Source organism: Nitrogeniibacter aestuarii (assembly GCF_017309585.1).
Lineage (GTDB): Bacteria > Pseudomonadota > Gammaproteobacteria > Burkholderiales > Rhodocyclaceae > Nitrogeniibacter > Nitrogeniibacter aestuarii.
Genome location: NZ_CP071321.1, coordinates 584,586 through 607,465 on the forward strand (window position 1 = coordinate 584,586; position 22,880 = coordinate 607,465).

23 protein-coding genes are annotated in these 22,880 nt (G+C 64.1%); 14 read left to right on the plus strand and 9 right to left on the minus strand.

Translation table 11 applies throughout. The annotated features are described in order from the left end of the window. Positions 1 to 23: 23 nt before the first annotated feature. Positions 24 to 533: a tlde1 domain-containing protein gene (locus J0W34_RS02730; protein WP_227815488.1), complete on the minus strand. Its 510-nt coding sequence runs from the start codon at positions 531 to 533 to the stop codon at positions 24 to 26. Positions 534 to 607: 74 nt separating this feature from the next. Here J0W34_RS02730 and J0W34_RS02735 point away from each other — a divergent pair, with 74 nt between their 5' ends. From J0W34_RS02735 to bfr (J0W34_RS02765), 7 genes are all read left to right on the plus strand, one after another. Further along, positions 608 to 1,534: a hydroxymethylglutaryl-CoA lyase gene (locus tag J0W34_RS02735; RefSeq protein WP_227815489.1), complete on the plus strand. Its 927-nt coding sequence runs from the start codon at positions 608 to 610 to the stop codon at positions 1,532 to 1,534. Position 1,535: 1 nt separating this feature from the next. Next, positions 1,536 to 1,742 carry a DUF1289 domain-containing protein gene (locus J0W34_RS02740; RefSeq protein WP_269144634.1) on the plus strand — a complete coding sequence of 69 codons (207 nt, stop codon included), beginning with the start codon at positions 1,536 to 1,538 and terminating at the stop codon, positions 1,740 to 1,742. 33 nt (positions 1,743 to 1,775) lie between these two features. Beyond that, positions 1,776 to 1,961, plus strand: coding sequence for a DUF1289 domain-containing protein (locus J0W34_RS02745; protein ID WP_230970597.1), 186 nt, complete (start codon positions 1,776 to 1,778; stop codon positions 1,959 to 1,961). A gap of 12 nt (positions 1,962 to 1,973) precedes the next feature. Then, a complete protein-coding gene (locus J0W34_RS02750) occupies positions 1,974 to 2,888 on the plus strand; it encodes an MBL fold metallo-hydrolase (protein ID WP_230970598.1) in 915 nt (304 codons plus the stop codon). 751 nt (positions 2,889 to 3,639) lie between these two features. Next, positions 3,640 to 5,337 carry an alkaline phosphatase D family protein gene (locus tag J0W34_RS02755; RefSeq protein ID WP_230970599.1) on the plus strand — a complete coding sequence of 566 codons (1,698 nt, stop codon included), beginning with the start codon at positions 3,640 to 3,642 and terminating at the stop codon, positions 5,335 to 5,337. A gap of 259 nt (positions 5,338 to 5,596) precedes the next feature. Further along, the gene (gene bfr, locus J0W34_RS02760; protein WP_230970600.1) at positions 5,597 to 6,082 is read left to right on the plus strand and encodes a bacterioferritin; all 486 of its coding nucleotides are present in this window, start codon (positions 5,597 to 5,599) and stop codon (positions 6,080 to 6,082) included. Positions 6,083 to 6,092: 10 nt separating this feature from the next. Continuing rightward, the gene (gene bfr, locus J0W34_RS02765; protein ID WP_227815495.1) at positions 6,093 to 6,575 is read left to right on the plus strand and encodes a bacterioferritin; all 483 of its coding nucleotides are present in this window, start codon (positions 6,093 to 6,095) and stop codon (positions 6,573 to 6,575) included. 76 nt (positions 6,576 to 6,651) lie between these two features. Here the strand turns inward: bfr (J0W34_RS02765) and J0W34_RS02770 are convergent, their stop codons facing one another. The 3 genes from J0W34_RS02770 to dctP all read right to left on the minus strand — a co-directional run bounded on the left by J0W34_RS02770 (position 6,652) and on the right by dctP (position 10,118). Then, complete coding sequence (locus J0W34_RS02770; protein ID WP_230970601.1) at positions 6,652 to 8,184, minus strand: TRAP transporter large permease; 1,533 nt, start codon at positions 8,182 to 8,184, stop codon at positions 6,652 to 6,654. After that, positions 8,181 to 8,876 (minus strand): TRAP transporter small permease subunit, encoded by a 696-nt coding sequence (locus J0W34_RS02775; protein ID WP_227815497.1) that lies wholly within the window; start codon positions 8,874 to 8,876, stop codon positions 8,181 to 8,183. Before J0W34_RS02775 ends, J0W34_RS02770 begins: the two co-directional genes overlap by 4 nt. A 108-nt stretch (positions 8,877 to 8,984) precedes the next feature. Beyond that, on the minus strand, positions 8,985 to 10,118 hold the full coding sequence (gene dctP, locus J0W34_RS02780; protein ID WP_227815498.1) for a TRAP transporter substrate-binding protein DctP: 1,134 nt from the start codon (positions 10,116 to 10,118) through the stop codon (positions 8,985 to 8,987). A 241-nt stretch (positions 10,119 to 10,359) separates the two neighbouring features. Here dctP and rapZ point away from each other — a divergent pair, with 241 nt between their 5' ends. The 3 genes from rapZ to J0W34_RS02795 are packed head-to-tail and all read left to right on the plus strand — an operon-like array spanning position 10,360 to position 12,132. Then, on the plus strand, positions 10,360 to 11,238 hold the full coding sequence (gene rapZ, locus J0W34_RS02785; protein WP_227815499.1) for an RNase adapter RapZ: 879 nt from the start codon (positions 10,360 to 10,362) through the stop codon (positions 11,236 to 11,238). Further along, on the plus strand, positions 11,235 to 11,624 hold the full coding sequence (locus J0W34_RS02790) for a NusG domain II-containing protein (protein WP_227815500.1): 390 nt from the start codon (positions 11,235 to 11,237) through the stop codon (positions 11,622 to 11,624). The genes rapZ and J0W34_RS02790 overlap by 4 nt, the downstream gene beginning before the upstream one ends. Continuing rightward, positions 11,605 to 12,132 carry a Gx transporter family protein gene (locus tag J0W34_RS02795; protein ID WP_230970602.1) on the plus strand — a complete coding sequence of 176 codons (528 nt, stop codon included), beginning with the start codon at positions 11,605 to 11,607 and terminating at the stop codon, positions 12,130 to 12,132. The genes J0W34_RS02790 and J0W34_RS02795 overlap by 20 nt, the downstream gene beginning before the upstream one ends. 1,301 nt (positions 12,133 to 13,433) lie before the next feature. Here J0W34_RS02795 and J0W34_RS02800 read toward each other — a convergent pair. From J0W34_RS02800 to prpF, 3 genes are all read right to left on the minus strand, one after another. After that, positions 13,434 to 13,790: a VOC family protein gene (locus J0W34_RS02800; protein ID WP_227815502.1), complete on the minus strand. Its 357-nt coding sequence runs from the start codon at positions 13,788 to 13,790 to the stop codon at positions 13,434 to 13,436. A 93-nt stretch (positions 13,791 to 13,883) separates the two neighbouring features. After that, positions 13,884 to 14,747 (minus strand): dienelactone hydrolase family protein, encoded by an 864-nt coding sequence (locus tag J0W34_RS02805; protein ID WP_230970603.1) that lies wholly within the window; start codon positions 14,745 to 14,747, stop codon positions 13,884 to 13,886. 100 nt (positions 14,748 to 14,847) lie between these two features. Beyond that, on the minus strand, positions 14,848 to 15,993 hold the full coding sequence (gene prpF / locus J0W34_RS02810) for a 2-methylaconitate cis-trans isomerase PrpF (protein WP_230970604.1): 1,146 nt from the start codon (positions 15,991 to 15,993) through the stop codon (positions 14,848 to 14,850). Positions 15,994 to 16,101: 108 nt separating this feature from the next. On the opposite strand from prpF, the gene J0W34_RS02815 reads away from it, so the two are divergent. Together J0W34_RS02815 and J0W34_RS02820 are read left to right on the plus strand one after the other, a co-directional pair. Next, entirely contained in the window at positions 16,102 to 16,734 is a 633-nt protein-coding gene (locus J0W34_RS02815; protein WP_230970605.1) for a LysE family translocator, read from the plus strand. A 118-nt stretch (positions 16,735 to 16,852) separates the two neighbouring features. Next, complete coding sequence (locus J0W34_RS02820; RefSeq protein ID WP_227815506.1) at positions 16,853 to 17,233, plus strand: response regulator; 381 nt, start codon at positions 16,853 to 16,855, stop codon at positions 17,231 to 17,233. 208 nt (positions 17,234 to 17,441) lie between these two features. On the opposite strand, the gene J0W34_RS02825 is transcribed toward J0W34_RS02820, so the two are convergent. Next, positions 17,442 to 19,064: a GMC family oxidoreductase gene (locus J0W34_RS02825; RefSeq protein ID WP_230970606.1), complete on the minus strand. Its 1,623-nt coding sequence runs from the start codon at positions 19,062 to 19,064 to the stop codon at positions 17,442 to 17,444. Between the two features lie 93 nt (positions 19,065 to 19,157). Continuing rightward, positions 19,158 to 20,672 (minus strand): CoA-acylating methylmalonate-semialdehyde dehydrogenase, encoded by a 1,515-nt coding sequence (locus tag J0W34_RS02830; protein ID WP_230970607.1) that lies wholly within the window; start codon positions 20,670 to 20,672, stop codon positions 19,158 to 19,160. A 140-nt stretch (positions 20,673 to 20,812) separates the two neighbouring features. Between J0W34_RS02830 and J0W34_RS02835 the strand changes: the two genes are divergently transcribed. Both J0W34_RS02835 and J0W34_RS02840 read left to right on the plus strand, forming a co-directional pair. Continuing rightward, positions 20,813 to 21,703: a LysR family transcriptional regulator gene (locus J0W34_RS02835; RefSeq protein WP_227815509.1), complete on the plus strand. Its 891-nt coding sequence runs from the start codon at positions 20,813 to 20,815 to the stop codon at positions 21,701 to 21,703. Between the two features lie 193 nt (positions 21,704 to 21,896). Continuing rightward, positions 21,897 to 22,793 (plus strand): helix-turn-helix domain-containing protein, encoded by an 897-nt coding sequence (locus J0W34_RS02840; protein WP_230970608.1) that lies wholly within the window; start codon positions 21,897 to 21,899, stop codon positions 22,791 to 22,793. The last annotated feature ends 87 nt before the right edge of the window (positions 22,794 to 22,880 follow it).

The following is a 22,880-nucleotide window of genomic DNA, read 5'->3' on the forward strand; positions in this document are numbered from 1 at the left end:
CGCGGGGCCGAGCAGGAGCGCAATCAGCGCGGTGCGGGATATCGGACGGTCAAATGGATGTAGCACTCGGGCAGCCCGTTGAGTTCGCGCTTGAGCGCGTCGATGAATCGGTCGATCTGAGCGGTGAGATCAATGCAGCCGGCGCTGCCAGGCACGGTCCCGCCATGGATGAAGAAGCCGCCTCGACCATACGTGTTTGTCTCGGGAAACGGGTGAATGGTAATGCGATAGTTGCCCCATGCGGCTCGCGGGGCAACAACCATGCTCTTCAACCAGTTGTTTTCCCAGGTTTGGGATGGTTGTATCCAGTATTTGCCCTCAGGGATCGGGCCGCGGCCTTTGAGTTTCTGACGGTCGATCGAATAGTTGAATTTGCCTGTTTCGTCGGGTTTCCCGGACACGGCAGGGAAGCGGAGTGCCTCGCGAACGCCAGTGGCACTCAAGTGGGCGCCATCGAAAAACAACTCGACGGTAGCGCGGGCGCAAGTGGGTACCGTCGGAGGTTTGCGCTCCTCAACGTAAGCAGTGGTCATTGTAGGAATGCCTTTCGTGGAATGGCCCAGTATATGCAAATAACGTATTTTGTCTCCAGCGTCTGGAGGAATGAATGACCCTACCCAATCGCGTCCACATCATGGACGTCGGCCCGCGCGACGGGCTGCAGAACGAAAAACAGGTGATCGATACGGCGGTGAAGGTAGAACTCATCGCCCGGCTCGGTGCAGCGGGCCTGAAGCGCATCGAGGCCACTTCCTTCGTGTCGCCCAAGTGGGTGCCGCAGATGGGCGACAACCTGGATGTGATGGCGGGCATCGAGCGTCTGCCCGGCGTGGTCTATCCGGTGCTCACGCCCAATGTGAAAGGCTTCGAGGCGGCCATGGCGGCGGGGGTGACTCACATCGGCGTGTTCACCGCCGCGTCCGAGAGCTTCAATCGCAAGAACATCAACTGCTCCATCGATGAATCGCTGCAGCGATTTCTCCCGGTGATGGCCGCGGCGCGGGCACAGAGCATCGAGGTGCGCGGCTACGTGTCCTGTGTGCTCGGCTGCCCCTACGAGGGCGAGATCGACCCCGAGGCAGTGGCCGAGGTCTCCGCCCGGCTCATCGACATGGGCTGCGCCGACATCGGTCTGGGCGATACCATCGGTACCGGCACGCCCGGCAAGACCCAGGCGATGATCGAGGCGGTGGCCCGGCGCGTGCCCATCGAGCGGCTGGTGGGGCACTATCACGACACCTATGGTCAGGCGCTGGTGAACATCTATGCCTCGCTGGAAATGGGGATGACCCTGTTCGACACGTCGGTGGGCGGATTGGGCGGCTGCCCCTATGCCAAGGGCGCGACCGGGAACGTCGCCACCGAAGATGTCGTCTACATGCTGAACGGTCTGGGCATCGACACCGGCATCGACCTCGATGCCCTGGTCGATACCGCCGCCTGGATCAGCGAACAACTCGGTCGCCCGCCGGCCTCGCGCGTGGCGCGCGCGATGCTCGCCAAGCGCGAGGGCGCGACCTGCAACGGAGCTTGAATTGACTGTCGAATCCCCCTGCACGAATGTGTGCCAGATGAATCCCGCCACCGGGTATTGCCTCGGCTGCTACCGCACCATCGAGGAGATCACGGCCTGGAGCCGGCTCGACGACGCCGGCAAGCGGGTGATTCTGCGCAACGTTGCCGAACGCGAGGCCGCCTGCGATCTGTTCGAAAACGACCTGCGCGGCGAGTGCGAACGCTAAAATGGCGTCTTTGCCTGACCGGAAGCCTGTTTCATGTCCGAATGCATCGGCGTGTGTGAGATCGACCCCTTTTCCGAAACCTGCATCGGCTGCGGCCGCTCGGCGGACGAGATCTTCGGTAACGACCACACGGATGACCCCACCGACGGCGAGGCCCAACCGCCTGCGGCCGACCACGTGCCCATCACGACGGACGATTCCCTGCCCGAATCCAAGTAATCCGGGGCGCGCATGAGCGCCGCGCTGCCCGATGACATACTGGTCTTCGAGCGCGGCTGGCTCTCGGCCAACAATATCCTGCTCTTTGATGGTGGCGCCGCGACGCTGGTGGACACCGGCTACGTGAGCCACGCCGAGCAGACCATCGCGCTGGTGCGTGCCGGCCTCGATGGCCGCACCCTCACCGACATCGTCAACACCCACTCCCACTCGGACCACATCGGCGGCAATGCGGCCGTGCAGCGCAGCTTCGGCTGCCGCATCACCATCCCCGAGGGCATGCACGCCGCCGTCCAGCAATGGGACGAAGCCGCGTTGTTGCTCACCGTGGCCGACCAGCGCGGCGAGCGCTTCACCGCCGACTATCTGGCGCATGCCGGTGAAACCCTCGCCATGGGAGGGCGCGAATGGCAGTCGCTGGCCGCCCCCGGCCACGACATGGACGCGCTCATGTTCTGGAATGCGGAGACCGGCATTCTGATCTCCGGCGACGCCCTGTGGCGCGACGGCTTCGGCATTCTCTTCGTCGAAATCTTCGGGACCGACGACGGTCTCGGCGCCGCGCGCAGCACGCTGGATGCCATTGCTCGGCTGCCCATCCGCACCGTCATCCCCGGTCACGGCGCGCCCTTCGTGGAGGTGGAGGAGGCGCTCGCCACGGCCTATAGCCGCCTCAAGGCCTTCGAAGACGACGGTGCCCGCATCGCCCGCAACGCCATCCGCGCGTGCACGACGTTTGCGTTGCTTGATCTGAGACGGATGCTGCTCGATGAGATGCCTGGCTGGCTGGAGCGGACGCCGCTGTTTGCCGAGGCGAACCGGCGCTTTCTCAATGAGACGCCTGAACGACTGGCGGATTGGTTGGTGGACAGTCTTGAGAAAGCGGGGGTGGCCAAAAGAGAGGGCGACTGGCTGGTCGCAGCGTAGAACACCCTTTGTCGCTGGGCCGTTCGTTGATCTTCGATACGATGTTGTTTCGCCCTGAAGGGCGACCTACTTTCTTGGCGCGCAAGAAAGTAGGCAAAGAGACGCATCCCGCTTTCGTGGCCCTGCGGGCTCCCCTCCCTGCCCGAACGCCCGGCAGGCGGTTTCGCCAACTCGCCCCTGCGGGGCTCAGACAGCGAAACCGCTTTTTCTGCCGTTCATTCGGGCGACTCGGCACGACAGAGGGATTGGGGCGTGCCGGGCTGAAGCTTCTTTCTGATGTGGACGGATGATTCCGGCATCGCTTCACTCGGCCGGGCGACAGGCCTCACCAGAGTGGCACGTCCGGGTCGCCCTCGATCGCGCCGATCGACAAGCGCCGGGGGCGGAAACACGGGCTTCGCTGTCTGAGCCCGCAGGGCGAGTTGGCGAAGCACGCCGACCACGGTGATTGACGATTGGGCATCGCCGCAAGGCGACGCGATCGTGGGCTGTGCTTCTTTGCTTACTTTCTTGCACAAGCAAGAAAGTAAGGCGCCCGCCGGGGCGAAACCCGGCCAATGGCCTTCGATATCTGGCGTTGTAGCCTAGTCGTGGGCTCTTACGTCGTCGCGCAGCGCACCACCGACCTGCGCCACCAACCTGGAGGACTAACAGACCTCCAAGAATCCTTCACTCCCCCTTCACCAGAAAGTCATATCCCTCCGCTAGCCTCCGGCACATTCCCCAAAATGCTGCTCGCGGAGCCCGAACCATGTCTTTCGATTCCAACAACTCACGCCGTCGCTTCCTGCGCCTGATGGGCGGCACGGCCGTTGCCGGTGCGGCCATGGTGCGCGGTGGCAAGGCGCTGGCCCATCGGGCCGAACTGCCGTCGCTGCGCACCTTCACTCATGGTGTCGCCAGCGGTGATCCGCTGCAGCATCAGGTGATCATCTGGACGCGGCTGAGTCCGGTGGCGCGACGTGGGGTGGTGCCGGTGTTCTGGGAAGTGTCGGTGGATCGGGCGTTCCGGCATGTGGTGAAGCGGGGCGTGACTCGCACCGACGCGAGCCGTGACTTTACGGTGAAGGTGGATGTGAGCCGTCTGCCCGCCGGCCGCCACTTCTACTACCGCTTCCGTTCCGGGCGTGCCATGTCGCCGGTGGGCATGACCCGCACCCTGCCGCGTGGCGCGGTGGATGAAGTGAAGCTGGCGGTGTTTTCCTGCTCGAACTACCCGGCCGGCTTCTTTCATGCCTATGGCGAAGCGGCCCGGCGCAACGACCTCTTTGCTTCCATTCACCTGGGCGATTACATCTACGAGTACGGGCGTGGCGGTTACGCGTCGGAAGATGCCGCACTGCTGGGCCGTGAGGTGGATCCGGAAGGCGAGATACTCTCTCTCGACGATTACCGCAAGCGCTACGCCCAGTATCGCAGTGACCCGGATTGCCAGGTCCTGCATGCGGCGATGCCGATGATTGCGGTGTGGGACGACCACGAGATCGCCAACGACACCTGGAAGAATGGTGCCGAGAACCACAATCCGGACGACGGCGACTTTGCCGCTCGCAAGGCGGCGGCCATCCGCGCCTATCACGAGTGGCTGCCCACCCGCGTGACCGATGGGCGTCGGCCGGAGCGCATCTACCGCAGCTTCGACTTCGGCAATCTGATGTCGCTGCACATGCTCGACACCCGCGTCATCGGGCGCGACGAGCAACTGGACTACGCCAATTACCTGGGGGCCGGCGGTTTCGATGCGGTGGCGTTTTCGACCGATATGGCCGACCCGACCCGCGAGCTGCTCGGTCGCGAGCAGACCGCGTGGCTGCAGCAGCAGATGGCAGGTTCGCGCGCGACATGGCAGGTGCTGGGTCAGCAGGTGCTCATGGGCCGCATGAACATCCCTGCGCCGGTGGCACTGCAAAGCATCAGCTTCAGTGACTACACGGCACTGGTCTTCAAGGCCCAGACCGAGCCCGCAACGCTGACCGACAGTGAGCGCGCCATTCTCGCGCAGCCGTCCATTCCCTATAACCTGGACGCCTGGGACGGTTACGCCGTGGCCCGTGAGGTGGTGCTGGGCATGGCCAGGGCCATGGACAAGAACCTGGTGGTGCTGGCGGGCGACACGCATAACGCCTGGGCCAGCGATCTGGCCGATGCGGCCGGTACGGCCGTGGGCGTCGAGTTTGCCACCTCGTCGGTGTCATCGCCCGGTCTTGAAGGCTACTTTCCCAACGAGGATCCGTCACTGGTGGCGGCGGGGCTGACGCAGCTCATCGAACCGCTGCGCTACGCCAATACGGCGGATCGGGGTTACATGGTGCTGACCGTCACCCGGGCGGTGTGCACGGCGCAGTGGCATTACGTGAGCACGGTGAAAGCGGCCGAATACGCCGCCTTCGACGGCCCGGCGCTTCAGGTGCTTCCGGGGGCGGACAATCGACGTGTGGTCTCCGCCTGAGCACGCATGCAGAGCCTGATCGTCGCCGGCGCCCCTGTTAACGGCTTCCTCTGTCTGTCGGGGTCGCAGCACCACGGTCGAACGAGAACGGGCGGTTGTTGAATGGAAATGAGAATGCAAACGATTCTTAAGCTTATGAAAAATAAAGCATTCGCCTGAACTTTCCTTGGTCAAGTCCCTCCGAGTGCATACAATGCAAAGTGTTCGCCCCTCACGAAGGGGCGAATACCTGAAACACCTAGCCTCACGGAGCCCAGCCATGAAAGGCGATAAGAAAATCATCGATATCCTCAACGAGCTGCTGGTCGGCGAGCTCACGGCCGTAGACCAGTACCTGATCCATGGCGAGATGTACGCCGACATGGGCCTGAACGAACTTGCCCAGAAGAGCCTGCACGAGTCCGATCACGAACGCGAACATGCCCGTGCCCTGATCCAGCGCATTCTCTTCCTCGAAGGCAAACCCGACCTGAGCAAGCGTGATCCGCTGACGGTGGGCAAGACGGTCCCCGACATGCTCAAGTCCGATCTGGCGCTTGAATACAAAGTGACCGGCGACCTGAAGAAGGCCATCGCCGCCTGTGAGAAGGCCTCGGATTTCGTCTCCCGCGAAATGCTCGAGACCCAGCTCGAAGACACCGAGATGGACCACGCCTACTACCTCGAAAAGCAGCTTCGCCTGATCGACATGCTTGGCCTGCCCAACTACCTGCAGAGCCAGATGGGCTCTGGCGATCCGGCTTGAGGAGCATCACATGAAAGGCGACAAGAAAATCATCGCGCTGCTCAACAAGGTGCTGACCAACGAGCTGACCTCGATCAACCAGTATTTCCTGCATGCCCGCATGTTCCGCAACTGGGGCCTGGAAAAGCTCAACGACTACCAGTACAAGCAGTCGATCCGCGTTATGAAGGAGGCGGACGAGCTGATCGAACGCATCCTCTTCCTCGAAGGCCTGCCCAACCTGCAGAACCTGGGCAAGCTCATGATCGGCGAGAACGTGGCCGAATGCCTCAAGTGCGATCTCAAGTACGAGCACGACGTCCAGCGTCCGCTGCTGATCGAGGCCATCGCCAAGTGCGAGGAAGTGCAGGATTACGTGAGCCGGGATCTGCTCGAAGAGCTGCTCGAGCACTGCGAGGAAGCCATCGACTGGCTTGAAACCCAGCAGTCGCTGATCGAGGATGTGACCCTGCCCAACTACCTGCAGGCACACATGGAGCCGGGCGAAGACTGATCGATTCGATCCCGGTAGCACCAGAAGAACGGCGGCCCGCAGGCCGCCGTTCTTCTGGTGCTACCGTGTCAGTGCATCATCCATACACCAGTGACGGCAGCCAGGTGACGATGCCCGGAATCAGGATGCACAGCAGCAGCCCGAGCGCCTGCAGGGCGAGGAACACCAGGGACGACTTGAAGATGGTCGCCATGCTGATGGAATCGGGCGCCACGCCGCGGATGTAGAACAGCGCGTAGCCGAAGGGTGGGCTCAGAAAGCTCATCTGCATGTTCACCAGATAGATCACCCCGAACCACAGGGCCACCTTGTCGCCCGGTACCGGCGGCATGCCGAACAGGCCGTCGAAAGTGAGCGACTTGATGATGGGCACGAAGATGGGGACGGCCAGCAGCAGGATGCCGACCCAATCCAGGAACATGCCCAGGATCACCAGCAGCACCATCATCAGGAACAGGATGCCGTAGGGCGACAGACCCGTGCCGAGGATGGCGTCGTTGATGAAGGCCTGCCCCCCCTGGAGGATGTAGAAGCCCACGAAGATGGAGGCGCCGAAGATGATCCATAGCACCATGGCCGAGGCTTTCACGGTGCTGACCGAGGCTTCGCGCAGGGCGACCAGGTTGAAGCGCCCGTGCATGATGGCCACGATGATGGCGCCGAAGGAGCCGATGCCGGCCGCTTCCACCGGGGTGGCGATGCCCGCGAACAGCAGGCCGAGCACCAGCACCACGAGGATGAGCGGGGCGATGAGCTTGAGCAGCAGCTTGAACTTGGCACCCAGGCTGATGCGCTCCTCCACCGGCACGGCCGGGCCCTTTTCCGGGTTGAGCCAGGTGCGGATGAGCACGTAGGCCACATACATGCCCGAGAGCATGAGACCCGGCACCAGCGAACCGAGGTAGAGCTCACCGACTGACTGCTGCGCCACCACCGCATAGAGGATGGCGAGAATCGACGGTGGAATGAGAATGCCCAGCGTCCCGCCGGCCATGATCGAGCCGATGGCGATCTGCGGGTCGTAGTTGCGTTTGAGCATGGCCGGCAGGGCGATGATGCCCATGGTCACCACGGCCGCACCGATCACGCCCACCATGGCGGCGAGAATGGTCGAGGCGATGATGGTGGCCGCGGCCAGGCCGCCGCGCAGGCCGCCCATCCACTGGTAGATGACGTCGAACATCTCTTCGATGAGCCCCGCCCGTTCGAGCATGGAGGCCATGAAGATGAACAGCGGGATGGCCGCCAGATCCGAATTGGTCATCATCGGGAAGATGCGCGAGGGGATGATGTTGACCATCACCTGCCCGCCGATGAGGTAGATGAACACCACCCCGAGCCCCCCGGTCACGAAGGCCAGCGGCAGCCCCATCATGAGCATGACGAGCAGGGAGCCGAACATGATGTAGGTCAGCTCCTTGATGTCCACGTCCTGCAGCATGCCGGCGGTGGTGAACAGGAAGTGCTCGTCGGCGTAGGGGTCGTAGAACAGCACGTTGATCAGTTCGACGGCAAAGACGAACAGCACCCCGAGCGTGGCCACGTACATGAGGATGGTGCCCAGGCGCCCCACGGCGGTGGGCCCGTTTGCGGCATTGGCGGCGCTCATGAGCGTCCCTCCCGGCACATCTGGTGGAACAGGATCATGTCCTTCACCAGTTTGGAAATGCCGGCGAGCAGCAGCAGCACGGCGCCCAGCACCATCATGCCCTTGATCGGCCAGTATTCAATGCCCCAGGTTTCCACGGTGGTTTCGTTCATGTTGTAAGAGTCCACGAAGAAGCCCCACGAGGTGCCCAGCAGTGCAATGGTGAAGATGAAGAAGAACAGCGAGGTGAAGATGTCCATGCCCACACGGCCGCGCGGGGGCAGCTTGATGTACATGACGTCCACCCGCACATGCCCGCCCGTGAGCAGGGTGTAGGCGCCGGCGAGCAGGTACTGCATGCCGAAGAGCAGGAAGCAGGACTCATGCACCCAGATGGTGGGCTGGTTGAAGATGTAGCGCATGACCACTTCATAGAAGTAGGCGCATACGGCGTTCACGGTCCAGAAGGACACGAAGATGCCGGACCATTTGCTGATCGCGTCGATGATGCGGGTGAAGCCGTTTTCCACGTGCAGGGCCGGGTCTTCCTCGGCGAGCAGGTTGGCGGCCAGTTCTTCATCCGGCGTGGGCGTCTGGGGGTTTCGCTTCTCTTCCCGCCGGGTGAGGAAGATGAAGATGATCGGCATGATCGCGAGCCAGCCCCAATAGACCATGTGGGGCAGCACGAAACCGAAATCGGGTTCGCTGTTCATTCTGATGTTCCTTGCGCGTCGGCCAGCCTCGGGCCGCACGACACCGGACACCGACGCGCAGGCCGGTGTCGTGCTGGCCGCCGAAGCGGCTGAGGCGGTTGCTTTGTCTTAGAGGCTCTGGCCCTTGATGTCGGCCGCGTCCACATAGCCCATGATGGGGTTCATCATGTAGTCGAGCTGCAGCTTGAACACCGCCGTAGCGTCGGCATCCTTCTTGGCCCACTTGAACCAGATGGGGATGGCCGCCTTGCGGAAGGCGTCCAGATCGGCCTGACTCATGCGGTTGACCACGCTGCCGGCTTCCTCGAACTTCTTGAGGGCCTCGACGTTGCGCTTCTGGATCGATACGTAGTGGTCGAGCGAGTAGGTCTTGACCCGGTCTTCCACCAGCTTCTGCATCTGCGGGGACAGGCCCTTCCAGGCGCGCATGTTCACGGTCAGGTCCATCAGGTCCACCGGCTGATAGACCGACATCAGGCCCGGAGGGCCGAAGAGGATGTATTTGGTGACCTGAGCGAAACCCAGATCCCAGTTCACCGCCGGGCCCACGTAGTCGGCCGCGTCGATGGTGCCTTTCTCGAGCGCCGGGAAGATGTCGGAACCCGGCAGGCTCACGGTCGAGGCGCCGAAGGCCTGGAACACTTCGGAGACCATGCCGCCCGGCACGCGCAGCTTGAGGCCCTGGAAGTCGGCCACGCTCTGCACCGGCTTCTTGGAGTGAATGATGTTGGCATCATGCTGGATCGGGCCGACATAAACCAGCCCGAACTTGGCATATATCTTTCGGGTGAGTTCGAGCAGACCGAGGCCATAGAACATGGTGTCCCACTGAGCGGGCTGATCAGGGCCGACCGGGTAGGAGGACAGAAACACCGAGGCCGGCATCTTGCCGGCCCAGTACAGTGTGAAAGGGTTCATGCCGTCGAGCACGCCGGTGCGCACCGACTCGAACAGGGCGTTGTTGTCGGCCGCCACGGCCTTGGCGCCGAAGGGCGTGATCGATAGCTCGCCGCCCGAGGCTTCCTTGAAGCCGTTGCACCAGGCTTCAAAGAGGGCGTAGCCCGTGGTGCCCGCATCCCAGGTGGACTGCACCTTCCAGGTCTTGCCCTTGGCCGCCTCGGCATTGCCGATGAAAGGCGCGCCCACAATGGCGGCCCCGCCGGCGATGGCGGTCTTCTTGAGGAAGTTGCGTCGATTCGGGGTGTTGCCGGACTGCGTCTTGTCTTTGCTTTCGTACGTCACAGTTGTCTCCTCCGGTACCGGATTTTTGTGGTTCCCGCTTGGCGTTCGGCGCGATCAATCCCCTGAAGCACGCCGCGCGAATCCCGAATCGAACGCGAGTGCGAAACGGGAAGCTGTCACGATTCCATACCACTTTCGAACGAACAATCATGCTTTACCCTAATATTCCGGCCGTTCGTCGCACGGGTGAAATGAGGCTCGGTTATGGATACACTCAAGTCATCGACTCACGAGTAATCCCATGCAGATTGTCCTCATCAGCGGCTTGTCCGGCTCCGGCAAGTCCATTGCCCTGAATGTGCTGGAGGATGCCTCCTTCTACGTGGTCGACAATTTACCGGCCACCTTGCTGCCCCAGCTCATCAGCACCTTGCGCGGTGCCGGCTATCAGAAGGTGGCGGTGGCCATCGATGTGCGTGCCGGTGCGTCCATTTCCGCCCTGCCCGGCGAGATCGAGCGTCTCGGCAACATGGTCGACGACTTGCGCTTCATCTTTCTCGATGCGCGGGACGACACCCTGATCCAGCGCTTCTCCGAAACGCGGCGCCGTCATCCGCTGGGCGACGACAAGCTCACCCTGGGCGAATCCATCCAGCGTGAGCGTGATCTGCTCGAGCCGATTTCGCATCTCGGCCATCGCATGGACACCAGCGACCTGCAGGCCAACACCCTCCGCGCCTGGGTGAAGGACTTCATGCAGATGGACGAATCGCAGGGGCTGACGCTGCTGTTCCAGTCCTTCGGCTTCAAGTACGGCATTCCGGTGGATGCCGATCTGGTCTTCGATGTGCGCTGCCTGCCCAATCCGCATTACGACCCCAACCTGCGGCCGCTGACCGGCAAGGACGCACCGGTGATCGAGTTCCTCGAAAAGCTGCCCGAGGTCGAGCGCATGCTCGATGACATCCGTAATTTCGTGGCCAAATGGCTACCGGCCTATATCCGGGACAACCGCAGCTACCTCACCGTGGCCATCGGCTGCACCGGGGGGCAGCATCGCTCGGTCTATTTTGCCGAGCGTCTGGCCGAGCACTTCAGCAGTACCGTGAGCGTGATGGTGCGTCACCGCTCGAGTGCCCGTCGTGCCCGTGACGGGCACCCGCTTGCGCGGGACACATGACCCTCCACTGGCGTGAATGGCTGGGCGAGCTTCGCCCGGGGGACGGGCTGGTCGTCATACTGGGGCTGGTGTCGGCCGGCGCTTCGGCCTGGATGCTGTGGCAAGGCGGGGCTGCGCGCTGGGCCGAGGTGCGCGCGCACGGTGAGGTGGTGGCCCGATTGCCCATCGACCGCCCGGGCGAGGTGACCGTCAAGGGGCCCCTCGGAGAAACGCGGGTCGAAGTGGCGCCGGGGCGTGCCCGTGTCAAGAGTGATCCGGGCCCCCGACAATACTGCGTCCGCCAGGGCTGGCTCAACCAGGCCGGCGCCGTGGCCATCTGTGCGCCCAACGAAGTCAGCCTCCACCTGATCGGCGACTCGCCCGCCTATGACACGCTCAACTATTGACCTGCCGATCACGGCCGAAGACCAGCGGATTGCCCGCTATGCAGCCGCCGCCATCGTGCTGTCGGTGGCCGAGGCAGCGATCCCGATGCCGCTGCCTGGCGTGAAGCCGGGGCTGGGCAACATCATCACTTTGGTGGTACTGGCCCGCTGGGGCTGGAAAGAAGCGGTGTGGGTAGTGTTGCTGCGGGTGATCGCGGCCAGTCTGCTGTTGGGCTTCTTCCTGGCACCCGGCTTCTTTCTCAGTCTGTCTGGCGCGCTCGTGAGTCTTGCCGTGCTGGGCGCGGCCATGCACCTGCCCAAGCGCTGGTTCGGACCGGTGAGCCAGAGCGTGCTGGCGGCCTTCGGGCACTTTGCCGGACAACTCATCGTGGCGCGGCTGTGGCTGGTACCGCATGAGGGGGTGTTCTATCTGGTGCCGGTGTTCGCCCTGGCGGCGGTCGTGTTCGGGACGGTGAATGGTCTTGTTGCTGCGCGCTTGTTGAGGGAGTTGCCGCCGCGGGAAGCGTAGGCGGGGCGTGAAGGCGAGCAGCCCTTCAGGCCGGAACCAACAGCGAAGCAAGATTGGAATGGTGTTTCGAATCAGTTGTGATTCGATGCGTAAGGCGCTGCAGGAATCGAAGGCCATTGGCCGGGACTCGCCCCGGCGGGCGCCTCACTTTCTTGCTTGTGCAAGAAAGTAAGCAAAGAAGCACAGCCCACGGTCGCGTCGCCTGCGGCGATACCCAATCGCCAAGCCCCGCTGGCGGCGTGCTTCGCCAACTCGCCCTGCGGGCTCAGACAGCGAAGCCCGTGTTTCCGCCTCCGGGGCTTGGCGATCGGCGCGATCGAGGGCGACCCGGACGTGCCACTCTGGTGAGGCCTGTCGCCCGGCCGAGTGAAGCGATGCCGGAATCATCCGTCCACATCAGAAAGAAGCTTCAGCCCGGCACGCCCCAATCCCTCTGTCGTGCCGAGTCGCCCGGATGACCGGCAGAAAAAGCGGTTTCGCTGTCTGAGCCCCGCAGGGGCGAGTTGGCGAAACCGCCTGCCGGGCGTTCGGGCAGCGAGGGGAGCCCGAAGGGCCACGAAAAGCGGGATGCGTCTCTTTGCCTACTTTCTTGCGCGCCAAGAAAGTAGGTCGCCCTTAAGGGCGAAACCAGCGGCATAACAAGATTGGAACGGTGCCCCGACTCAACACTGAACTCATGCGTGAGGTCGTTCAGGCACGAACCGCCATTGGCCGGGTTTCGCCCCGGCGGGCGCCTTACTTTCTTGCTTGTGCAAGAAAGTAAGCAAAGAAGCACAGCCCGCGCTCGCGTCGCCTTGCGGCGATGCCCAATCGTCAATCACCGTGGGCGGCGTGCTTCGCCAACTCGCCCTGCGGGCTCAGACAGCGAAGCCCGTTTCTCCGCCCCCGGCGCTTGGCGATTGGCGCGACCGAGGGCACTCCGGACGTGCCGTTCTGGTGGGGCCGTAGCCCGGGCCGAGCGCAGCGACACCGGGATCACCCGTCCAAGCTGGAAAGGAACGTCAGGCCGGCACGCCCCCAATCCCTCTGTCGTGCCGAGTCGTCCGAACGACCGGCAGAAAAAGCGGTTTCGCTGTCTGAGCCCGCAGGGCGAGTTGGCGAAAGCGCCTGCCGGGCATTCGGACAGCGAGGGCAGCCCGAAGGGCCACGAAAAGCGGGATGCGTCTCTTTGCCTACTTTCTTGCGCGCCAAGAAAGTAGGTCGCCCTTCAGGGCGAAACCTTAAACGGAACAGAACGGGATGGCGTCTTCAGCTCGCAACGAACATGCAAGATGAGGCGATGCGCGCTAGCAGCACGAAGCTCACACCGGATCCGACCACACCGCCAGTTCATTGCCCGTCGGGTCGGTGAAGTGAAAACGCCGTCCGCCCGGAAAGCTGAAGATCGGCTTCACGATCACGCCGCCGGCACTTTCCACCTTGGCTTGCGTCTGTTCCAGGTTCTTGCTGTAGATCACCACCAGCGCACTGCCGTTGGCAGTGCTGGCGTGCATGTCTGCCTGGTAGAAACCACCGTCGAGGCCCGCGTGGTCGAAGGCGGCGTACTCCGGGCCGTAGTCGGTGAATGCCCAGCCGAACACGTTCGAGTAAAAGGTCTTGGTGGCGGCCAGATCGCGTGACGGCAGTTCGATGTAATTGATCTTCTCGTGCGTGTTCATGGGTTCGCTCCGAATCGGGGAACGTTCACCGTACCGGATTGTTCGCGACGCCAGAATGACAATTACATTCGGGCGTCGCGGTCGGTGAGGCCGTCAGAGGTATTTGGCGAACCAGTCGGTGAGGCGTTGCCAGCCGTCCTTGGCCGGGCCTTCGCGATAGCTCGGGCGATAGTCGGCATTGAACGCATGTCCGGCGTCCGGGTAGATGACGATCTCATGAGGCTTGCCGGCGCTTTCGAGTTCCCCCTGCATGTATTTCACGTCATCGACCGGAATGCCCTGGTCCTGGGCGCCATAGAGCCCGAGGACCGGTGCGCTCAGTTCCTTGACGATATCGAGCGGATGCTTCGGGTTCAGCTCCGAGGGTACGCCGTCGAGTCGTCCATACCAGGCGACGCCAGCCTTGAGTTTGGGGTTGTGCGCGGCGTACAGCCAGGTGATGCGACCGCCCCAGCAAAAACCGGTGATGCCCAGGTGCGCGGGGTTGCCGCCCTGCGAGACGGCCCACTCGGCGGTCTTGTCCAGGTCGCTCATGACCTGGGCGTCGGGCACCTTCGACACCAGCCCGGCGAGCAGATCACCCACGTTGTCGTACTTGCCCGGGTCACCCTGGCGGAAATACAGCTCGGGGGCGATGGCAAGATAGTCGAGTTTGGCGATGCGGCGGCAAACGTCGCGGATGTGCTCGTGGACGCCGAAGATTTCCTGCACCACGAGCACGGTCTTGAGATCTTTTCCGCCAGCCGGTTTGGCGAAGTAGACCGGCAGCGCGCCCGAGCCCGTGTCGACGGTCGCGTTGCCCGTCTCCAGGTCGGTGTCATCGGTCTTGATGACCGTCTGCGCGTGGATGGGCTGGGTGGCCAGCGCAAAGCCGGCGGCCGTGGCGGTCACGATGAAACTTCGGCGGGTAAGCCGGGCCGCAGGGACCAGGCTGTCGAAATCGGCGGTGTCTTGCATGTCGGGCTCCTCGTCGTGGGTGCCCGTATGGACTATGAGTGCCGGGCATGGGTTCCGCTGAATGCAGCATAGACGTGCGCCTTGCCGCGTCAAAGCCGAATCATGCGGCCGGTACGCACACCCAGCCGTCCATCAGCGTGCGGGCACTGCGCCGCATGGTGGCGGATTCGAGGATGCGCCGGCCGTTTTCCTCGATCACAGACGCCGCCACCTCCGTCCGGCCGGAGGGGTGGCCGATGCGCAGCGGGCCGGCCGGGTCGGTGGCCAGTTGCCGGGCCACGATGGCCCCGGGCAGGCCGGCTGCGGCGGCGATGGCAATGGCCGCCGTGCCCGGGATGGCGTGATGGAAGACGCCCATGGAAAGCACCCGGGTACAGACATCCACATCCCCTGCGGCAAAGCGACGGCCGTCGGCGGCCACAAAGCCGGCACTCGGTGCCATGAAGGCCAGCTTGGGCGTGTGCTGTCGAGCGGCGGCCTCTTCGATCGTGCTCGCCAGCCCCATGGCGACCGCGCCGGCCAGACGGATCTGCTCGCAGCGCGCGAGCCGTTCAGGGCCGCTGTTGAGTTCCGTCTGTGAAGCCGTGCAGTCGATGCCTAAGGCCGTGGCGGCGACGAAGATCATCGGGTTGCCGGCATTGACGAGCGAGGCGGTGACCTCGGTGCCATCGGGCAGCACCAGGGTGTCGATGACATTGCCGGTGGGCAGCATGCGCCCGTCGTCCGCACCGCCCGGATCAACGAAGGTGAGCGTGATCGGTGCGTTGGGAAAGGCCACGCCATCCAGCTGGAAGTCGCCGTGCTCCAAGGGGTGCCCGTCGACGACCGGCACGCGGGCAATAATGCGTTTGCCCAGGTTGCCTTGCCACAGCCGAACGCTGGCTTCGCCGCGCTCCGGTGCCTTCACCAAGCCGCGATGGATGGCGAAGGGCGCCACGGCTGCAGTGAGATTGCCGCAGTTGCCCGACCAGTCGATGGTGGTGCCGTTGACGGGCACCTGGCCGAACCAGTAGGCCACGTCTGCGTCGTCGCGCTCGGCAGGGGCGACGAGAATCACCTTGCTGGTACTGGAGCTGGCGCCGCCCAGGCCATCGATCTGTTTGCCGTACGGGTCCGGGCTGCCCATGGCTCGAAGCAGTAGCGCGTCGCGCGTCGCCGGGTCACGAGGCAGATCGGAGGTCAGCAGGAACAGGCCTTTGCTGGTGCCGCCGCGCATCCACGCGGCCGGTATGCGTGTTTGATTCATGGGGCGGAGGATAGCGGACAATTCGTCGGCGTGGGCGCGTCGGGCGTGTCGGTCGGTGAGCCCACGCAAGCGCTACGATGATCGCTCGATAAGGCTTAGGAGCGTGGCATGGCGATCGAGGTCTGGCTGCTGTTTTGCGTGACGGCGCTGGTCGCGGCGGTGAGCCCGGGGCCAGCCATCCTGCTGGCGATCACCAATGGTGTGGCTGGCGGGGTTCGTCGTGTGCTGTGGTCGTCGCTGGGGAATGTCACGGGGCTGATGTGCGTCGCCAGCGTGTCCGTTTTCGGGCTGGGCGCCTTGCTGAAGGCGTCGTCCCTCGCGTTCACCGCGATCAAGCTGCTCGGCGCGGCCTATCTGATCTGGCTGGGCGTCAAGCAGTGGCGCAAGCCCGCGCTGGGCCTGCGCGTCGAGCCGCTCAAGAGCGACGCGGCGGAGCGGCCCTGGCACTTCTGGCGAGAGGGCGCGCTGGTGGCGCTGACCAACCCCAAGGCGCTGCTGTTCTTCACCGCACTGTTTCCGGTGTTTCTGGACGCGGGGCACCCGCTCGGGCCGCAGTTCCTGATCATGACCGGCACCATGATGTGCTGCTCTTTCACCTGTCTCATGGCATACGGCGGCCTGGCGCAGCGTGTGCGTCGCCGGCTGTCGGAGCCGGCCTGCCAGCGGCGTTTTCAGCGGGTGACGGGCGCAGTGTTCATGGGCATGGGCACAAGCCTGTTGGTGCTCACGCGCCCGCGCTGAGTCGGGTTGCGACGGGTTTGTGTATGATGCAAGGGTAGTCTGGTAATACTTCACATCCATCCTGTGAAGGATTCGGTAGCGTTTCGCTATCGCTGGCGTTTCCCCTTCTGGCCTTCCCATGATCGAGCCCAAACGCATTCTTCTCATCGAAGACAACGAGATCAACAAGGCGTTGGTGCTCGAGTCTCTGGTGGATCTGCCCTTCGAGGTGGATGTGGCCAGCAATGGCCGCGACGGCGTGCGCAAGTTCGAAGCCGGGCACTACCATCTGGTGATCGTCGATCTTCAGCTGCCCATCATGGATGGCTACGAAGTGGTGAGCCACTTGCGCGAGTTCGAACAGCGCAACGGCCAGGGGCATACCCCCATCATGGCGGCCACGGCCAACGCCTTCCCCAGTGACCGAAAGCGGTGTCTTGCCGCCGGTATGGACGACTACCTGTCCAAGCCTTTCGATATCGACGATTTCGTTGGCCGGATCGAACATTGGACTGCCTGAGGCACGAAGCCAACACCGCGCGTTCAACCGGCTTGAACTTGCTGTGATGGCGCCCGGCTGCGGCCGGGCACACCCTCCAGACTGGCATCACGCAAGGCTGCTTGTCCTGATGCCTCGCCGGGCACACGTGCCTTCTCTGGTATTGCCATCGTCTTCCTCATCCGCTGGGTGGGCCTGGTGGCCGAGGTACGGCAATCAGATGCACGACTCAGGCGGGCACGCGCCGGTCTTCGCGAATCATCTGTGCGCCACGGCTGGCGATCATGATGGTGGGTGAGCTGGTGTTGCCCGAGGTGATGGTCGGCATGATCGAGGCGTCGACCACGCGCAATCCTTCCAGACCACGCACCCGCAGGCGGCTGTCGGTCACCGCCTTGGCGTCGTCGTTCCGACCCATCTTGCAGGTGCCCACCGGGTGGAAGATGGTGGTGCCGATATTGCCGGCGGCCACCGCCAGTTCTTCGTCGCTCTCGAAGCCGGGACCCGGCAGATATTCCTCGGGGTGATAGGGCGCCAGCGCGGCCTGGCTGGCAATGCGCCGGGTCAGACGGATGGCCTTGGCGGCCTTTACCCGGTCGGCCTTGTGCGACAGGTAGTTGGGCGCGATCCTCGGCGCGGTGTTCGGGTCGCGATCACGTATGCTGATGTGCCCGCGTGATTGCGGCCGCAGGTCGCACACACTGGCGGTAAAGGCCGGGAACTTGTGCAGCGGGTCGCCGAACTTGTCGAGTGACAGGGGCTGCACGTGGTACTCCAGATCGGGCGTCCCCACCGTCTCGTCCGAGCAGGCAAACAGCCCGAGCTGGCTGGGTGCCATGGTCAGTGGCCCGCGTTTGAAAAGCGCGTATTCCAGCCCCATCTTGATCTTGCCCAGGATGCTGTTGGCCTGCTGGTTGAGGGTGTGGATGCCATCGACCTTGTAGATGCTGCGCAGCTGCAAATGATCCTGCAGGTTCTGCCCGACACCCGGCAGGGCGTGCGCGACCGGGATGCCGAGTGACTGCAGGAAGACCGGGTCACCAATGCCCGAGCGCTGAAGGATGCCCGGTGAGCCGATGGAGCCGGCGGCCAGCACAACTTCCACGCGGGCCTTGGCCATGCACGATTGCCCGTGCTGCTGGAACTCGATGCCGGTGACCCGTTTGCCGTCCATGATCAGCCTGTCCGACAGGGCGGCGGTGACGATGGTGAGGTTGGGGCGATGGCGCACCGGGTCGAGGAAGCCGCGCACCGCGCTCCAGCGGGTGCCCTTCTTCTGGTTGACCTCGAACTGGCTCACGCCCAGGTTGCTGCCGCGGTTGAAGTCGGGGGTGGCCGGAATGCCGGCCTGCACGGTGGCCTCGGCAAAACGGTCGAGAATGTCCCAGCGCAGGCGCTGCTGCTCGACGCGCCATTCACCGTCCTTGCCATGGAAGTCGCAACCGCCCTTGTGGTGGCTTTCCACTTTCTTGAACTCGGGCAGCACGTTCTGCCAGGCCCAGGCACTGTCGCCGGTGAGCGCGGCCCACTCGTCGTAGTCGCGCTGCTGGCCGCGCAGGTAGAGCATGGCGTTGATGAGCGTGCTGCCGCCCAGGCCCTTGCCGCGGGCGTAGATGATGCTGCGCCCGTTCAGGCCGGGCTCGGGTTCGGTCTTGTAGCACCAGTCGGTGCGCGGGTTGTTGATGCAGTACAGGTAGCCGACGGGGATCTTCGTCCAGATCCATTGCTCGTCATTGCCGGCTTCGAGCAGCAGGACCTTCACGTCCGGGTCGGCCGAGAGCCGGTTGGCCAGCACGCAGCCAGCGGCGCCCGCACCCGCGATGATGTAGTCGTATTCGCCGAAGTCTTTCATGGTGTCTCTCCCTCCTCAGGGTCGCGACCCGGCCTCCGATGCGTGTCGGACGCCGTGGTCAGCCTTGCGATGTTCAGGCGATGGTGGGGCGGGTCAGTTCACCGGCATGACGAACTCGGGCCCTTTCGAGCCGCTGTCCGGCCAGCGCTGCATGATGCTCTTGTAGCGGGTGTAGAAGCGCACGCCCTCTTCGCCGTAGGCGTGGTGGTCGCCGAACAGGCTGGCCTTCCAGCCGCCGAAGGAGTGCCAGGCCATGGGCACCGGGATGGGCACGTTGATGCCCACCATGCCGATGCGGATGCGGTTGGAAAACTCCTGCGCGGTACGCCCGTCGCGCGTGTAGCAGGCCACGCCGTTGCCGAAGGCGTGGTTGTTGATCAGCGCCACCGCCTCGGCGAAGGTGTCCACGCGCACCACGCACAGCACCGGTCCGAAGATTTCCTCTTCGTAGATCTTCATGCCCGGCTTCACGTGGTCGAACAGGGTGGCGCCGGTGAAGAAGCCGTTCTCGCGACCGGGCACGGTCAGGCCGCGCCCGTCCATCACCAGGGTGGCGCCTTCGTTCACGCCGGTGTCGATGTAGCCCTCGATGCGGGCCTTGGCCTCGGCGGTGACGATGGGGCCCATGTCGGCGCCCTCGGCTTCCCCGTCGTTGATGTTGAGCGCGGCGGCGCGGGTCTGCACCTTGTCGATCAGCTCGTCGGCGATGTGGCCCACGGCCACCGCCACCGAGATCGCCATGCAGCGCTCGCCGGCCGAGCCGTACGCAGCGCCAATGAGGGCGTCGGCCGCCTGGTCCAGATCGGCATCGGGCATCACCACCATGTGGTTCTTGGCGCCGCCCAGGGCCTGGGCACGCTTGCCGTGGTGGGCCGCCGTCTCGTAGATGTATCTGGCGATCGGGGTGGAGCCCACGAAGCTCACCGCCTGCACGTCCGGGTGGGCGAGCAGGGTGTCCACCGCCAGCTTGTCGCCCTGCACCACGTTGAACACGCCATCGGGCAGGCCTGCGTCCTGGAACAGTTCGGCGGTCAGCAGCGAGGGCGACGGGTCGCGCTCGGAGGGCTTGAGGATGAAGGCGTTGCCACAGGCGATGCTCACCGGTGCCATCCACATGGGCACCATGAAGGGAAAGTTGAACGGCGTGATGCCGGCGGTGACGCCCAACGGGTGGCGCTGCGACCAGTTGGCGATGCCCCCGCCCACGTTGTCCGAATACTGGCCCTTGAGCAGTTGGGGGATGCCGCAGGCGAACTCGATCACTTCCAGCCCGCGCTGCACTTCGCCCTGCGCATCCGGAAAGGTCTTGCCATGCTCGCGGGTGATCAGGCGGGCGAGGTCTTTCGAATGACGCTCCACCAACTCCTTCATCTTGAACATCACGCGGGCGCGGCGCTGCGGTGCCAGCTCGCCCCAGGCGACCTGGGCCTGCACCGCGCTGGTCACGGCGGCGTTCACGTCCTCGACCGAGGCCAGACCCACCTGCCGGGCCACTTCGCCCAGCGCCGGGTCGAACACCGGCTTCGACTCGCCGCCCGTGGCTTCGACCGGCTTGCCGTCGATCCAGTGGGTGAGGGTGTCGGGGGCGTTGATGTAAGTGAAGCTCATGGATGTCTCTCCCGCTCGTGAGTTCATTTAGGTCTGTGAGCGTATTGAAGCCCTGATTCGGCAAGGCGTCCAATGACTTCTGCTTGATTCCGTTATTTGCAGTGCTTATAACGGTGGTTCGTTTTCAGCGGTCATTGAAGATGGATATCCAACTGCTCAGCGCCTTCGTCACGGTGGCAAGGGAAGGCAATCTCACCCGTGCCGCCGAGCGCCTGTTCGTGACCCAGCCGGCGCTCAGCCTGCAGATCAAGAAGCTGCAGACCGGGCTCGAGCTCACGCTCTTCGAGCGCACCCCGCGCGGCATGCGTCTCACCGAAGCCGGTCAGCGTCTGCTGCCGGTGGCCGAGCGGGCGCTGGGGGGCGTGGCGGAATTCCGTGCGGCGGCAGCGGGGCTAAAGGATACGATCAGCGGTCGTTTGCGTCTGGGCACCATCGTCGACCCCGAGTTCCTTCGTCTCGGTGCCTTTCTGAGTGCGCTGGCCGAGCGCCATCCCACGCTCTCCTTCGAACTGACGCACGGCATGTCGGGCACGGTGACGCGCCTAGTGGAGCAGGGTGAACTCGATGTGGCCTACACCCTGGGGCCGCCGGGCTTTCCGGACCTGACCGGGCGTTTTCACGTGGTCGAGCTGACCGACTTCAGTTACCGGGTGGTCGCACCGCCGGGCTGGGCCGGGCAGGTGCGGGGCAAGGGCTGGCGCGAGCTGGCGGCGCTGCCATGGATCGAAACGCCGCCGGATTCGGTGCACCACCGCCTGCTGTCATCCGTGTTTGCTGCGGAGGGCGTGCGCCCGCACGTGGTGGCGCGGGTGGATCTTGAACCCTCCATGCTCGATCTGGTCCGCTCGGGCGTGGCCCTTGCGCTGGCCCGTGACAGCCTCGCGCTGCGCGCGGCGCATGCGGAGGGTGTCGTGATTGCCGATAGCGTGTCGGTGGAAGCCGAGCTGGGTCTGGTCTGCCGGGCCGACCGACGGACCGAGGCGCCGATCAAGGCTGCGATGGCTGCCATCGAGAGCGTCTGGCGGGGTTGAGTGCTTGCCCGCCGCAGACCAAGCGAAGCGGGTAGGGTTGGCATATAATTCCTCGATAAAACCATAAGCCGTTTTTTATATTCGCTGGGTCGAGACGCAGGCGTTTTCCACACGAGGCGCGGTCCGGGGCGGCACCCGACCGGGCTTGCCGACACGTTGTGTCGGCATCGCCAGCGAACAGGAGGCATCAGGCATGGCGACACTGATCACCCCACGAGACTTGCCCACCTGGGTGCCCGGACGCGTGCTTTCCGCCAGTGATGGACAAGGCTGGAAAGACGTGGCGCACCGGGCCTATCTCTATACCGGGCTGGATGTTCCCATCCCCGCCATGGACTGCTTCATGATCGTTCGCTACCGGGGCGGCGACACGCCGATGGATCGCTGGGTTGACGGGCGCTGGACGCGCAAGACCTGCACCCCGGGCGATTTCTCGTTGCTGACCCGGTCGGCCAATTCCCACTGGCACTGGACCCAGTGCATCGATGTGGGGCACACCTACCTGTCCGAGGCGCTCATGTCGCGGGTCGCGACCGATATTGTCGAGCGTGATGTGGCCGAAGTGCGCCTGCATGATGTGCTGCAGGCCCAGGATCCGGTGGTCACGCAGATCACCGATGCGATCACCACCGAGGCGAAACATCAGGGTGTGGGTGGTGCCTTGTATGCCGAAGCCTTGTCGATTCAGCTGGCAGTGCATCTGATTCGTGAGTACGCCGAGGTGAGTTTTCGTGGCGAGGCGGCTGCGGGGCTTCTGTCTCCGTCGGTCATGCGTCGGCTTGATGAATTCATCGACACCCATCTGCATGAAGGGGTCACCATTGAACGCATGGCGTTGATCGCGGGCCTTGGGGTGTGGACCTTCACCAAGCATTTTCGGGAAAGCGCGGGGGTGTCCCCCTACGAATACGTGATCCGTCGTCGGCTCGAGCGCGCCACCCGGCTCCTCACCAGCAGTCAGCGGGCCATCAAGGAGATTGCGGCCGATTGCGGCTTTTCCGATCAGGCGCACCTGACGCGGGCCCTGCGCGCGCGACAGGGCATGACGCCGGCGCAGATGCGCCGCAGCGCGGGGCGCTCAGGCGCATAGACGAAAAAAGGCCGGGTGCCGTTCCGGGCACCCGGCCAACTCTCCACGAAGATCACCGCCGGCGTTGCTGGATCAGGCGGCGCCGGC

What these genes read in the sequence shown, in the direction of transcription:
- J0W34_RS02840 (WP_230970608.1), top strand. Translation starts at nt 21,897, where the DNA reads ATGGCGACACTGATCACCCCACGAGACTTGCCCACCTGGGTGCCCGGA.
- J0W34_RS02820 (WP_227815506.1), top strand. Translation starts at nt 16,853, where the DNA reads ATGATCGAGCCCAAACGCATTCTTCTCATCGAAGACAACGAGATCAAC.
- J0W34_RS02750 (WP_230970598.1), top strand. Translation starts at nt 1,974, where the DNA reads ATGAGCGCCGCGCTGCCCGATGACATACTGGTCTTCGAGCGCGGCTGG.
- J0W34_RS02825 (WP_230970606.1), bottom strand. Translation starts at nt 19,064, where the DNA reads ATGAAAGACTTCGGCGAATACGACTACATCATCGCGGGTGCGGGCGCC.
- J0W34_RS02835 (WP_227815509.1), top strand. Translation starts at nt 20,813, where the DNA reads ATGGATATCCAACTGCTCAGCGCCTTCGTCACGGTGGCAAGGGAAGGC.
- prpF (WP_230970604.1), bottom strand. Translation starts at nt 15,993, where the DNA reads ATGAATCAAACACGCATACCGGCCGCGTGGATGCGCGGCGGCACCAGC.
- bfr (WP_227815495.1), top strand. Translation starts at nt 6,093, where the DNA reads ATGAAAGGCGACAAGAAAATCATCGCGCTGCTCAACAAGGTGCTGACC.
- J0W34_RS02815 (WP_230970605.1), top strand. Translation starts at nt 16,102, where the DNA reads ATGGCGATCGAGGTCTGGCTGCTGTTTTGCGTGACGGCGCTGGTCGCG.
- J0W34_RS02795 (WP_230970602.1), top strand. Translation starts at nt 11,605, where the DNA reads ATGACACGCTCAACTATTGACCTGCCGATCACGGCCGAAGACCAGCGG.
- J0W34_RS02775 (WP_227815497.1), bottom strand. Translation starts at nt 8,876, where the DNA reads ATGAACAGCGAACCCGATTTCGGTTTCGTGCTGCCCCACATGGTCTAT.
- J0W34_RS02805 (WP_230970603.1), bottom strand. Translation starts at nt 14,747, where the DNA reads ATGCAAGACACCGCCGATTTCGACAGCCTGGTCCCTGCGGCCCGGCTT.
- J0W34_RS02735 (WP_227815489.1), top strand. Translation starts at nt 608, where the DNA reads ATGACCCTACCCAATCGCGTCCACATCATGGACGTCGGCCCGCGCGAC.
- J0W34_RS02755 (WP_230970599.1), top strand. Translation starts at nt 3,640, where the DNA reads ATGTCTTTCGATTCCAACAACTCACGCCGTCGCTTCCTGCGCCTGATG.
- J0W34_RS02790 (WP_227815500.1), top strand. Translation starts at nt 11,235, where the DNA reads ATGACCCTCCACTGGCGTGAATGGCTGGGCGAGCTTCGCCCGGGGGAC.
- J0W34_RS02800 (WP_227815502.1), bottom strand. Translation starts at nt 13,790, where the DNA reads ATGAACACGCACGAGAAGATCAATTACATCGAACTGCCGTCACGCGAT.
- bfr (WP_230970600.1), top strand. Translation starts at nt 5,597, where the DNA reads ATGAAAGGCGATAAGAAAATCATCGATATCCTCAACGAGCTGCTGGTC.
- J0W34_RS02745 (WP_230970597.1), top strand. Translation starts at nt 1,776, where the DNA reads ATGTCCGAATGCATCGGCGTGTGTGAGATCGACCCCTTTTCCGAAACC.
- rapZ (WP_227815499.1), top strand. Translation starts at nt 10,360, where the DNA reads ATGCAGATTGTCCTCATCAGCGGCTTGTCCGGCTCCGGCAAGTCCATT.
- J0W34_RS02770 (WP_230970601.1), bottom strand. Translation starts at nt 8,184, where the DNA reads ATGAGCGCCGCCAATGCCGCAAACGGGCCCACCGCCGTGGGGCGCCTG.
- J0W34_RS02730 (WP_227815488.1), bottom strand. Translation starts at nt 533, where the DNA reads ATGACCACTGCTTACGTTGAGGAGCGCAAACCTCCGACGGTACCCACT.
- J0W34_RS02830 (WP_230970607.1), bottom strand. Translation starts at nt 20,672, where the DNA reads ATGAGCTTCACTTACATCAACGCCCCCGACACCCTCACCCACTGGATC.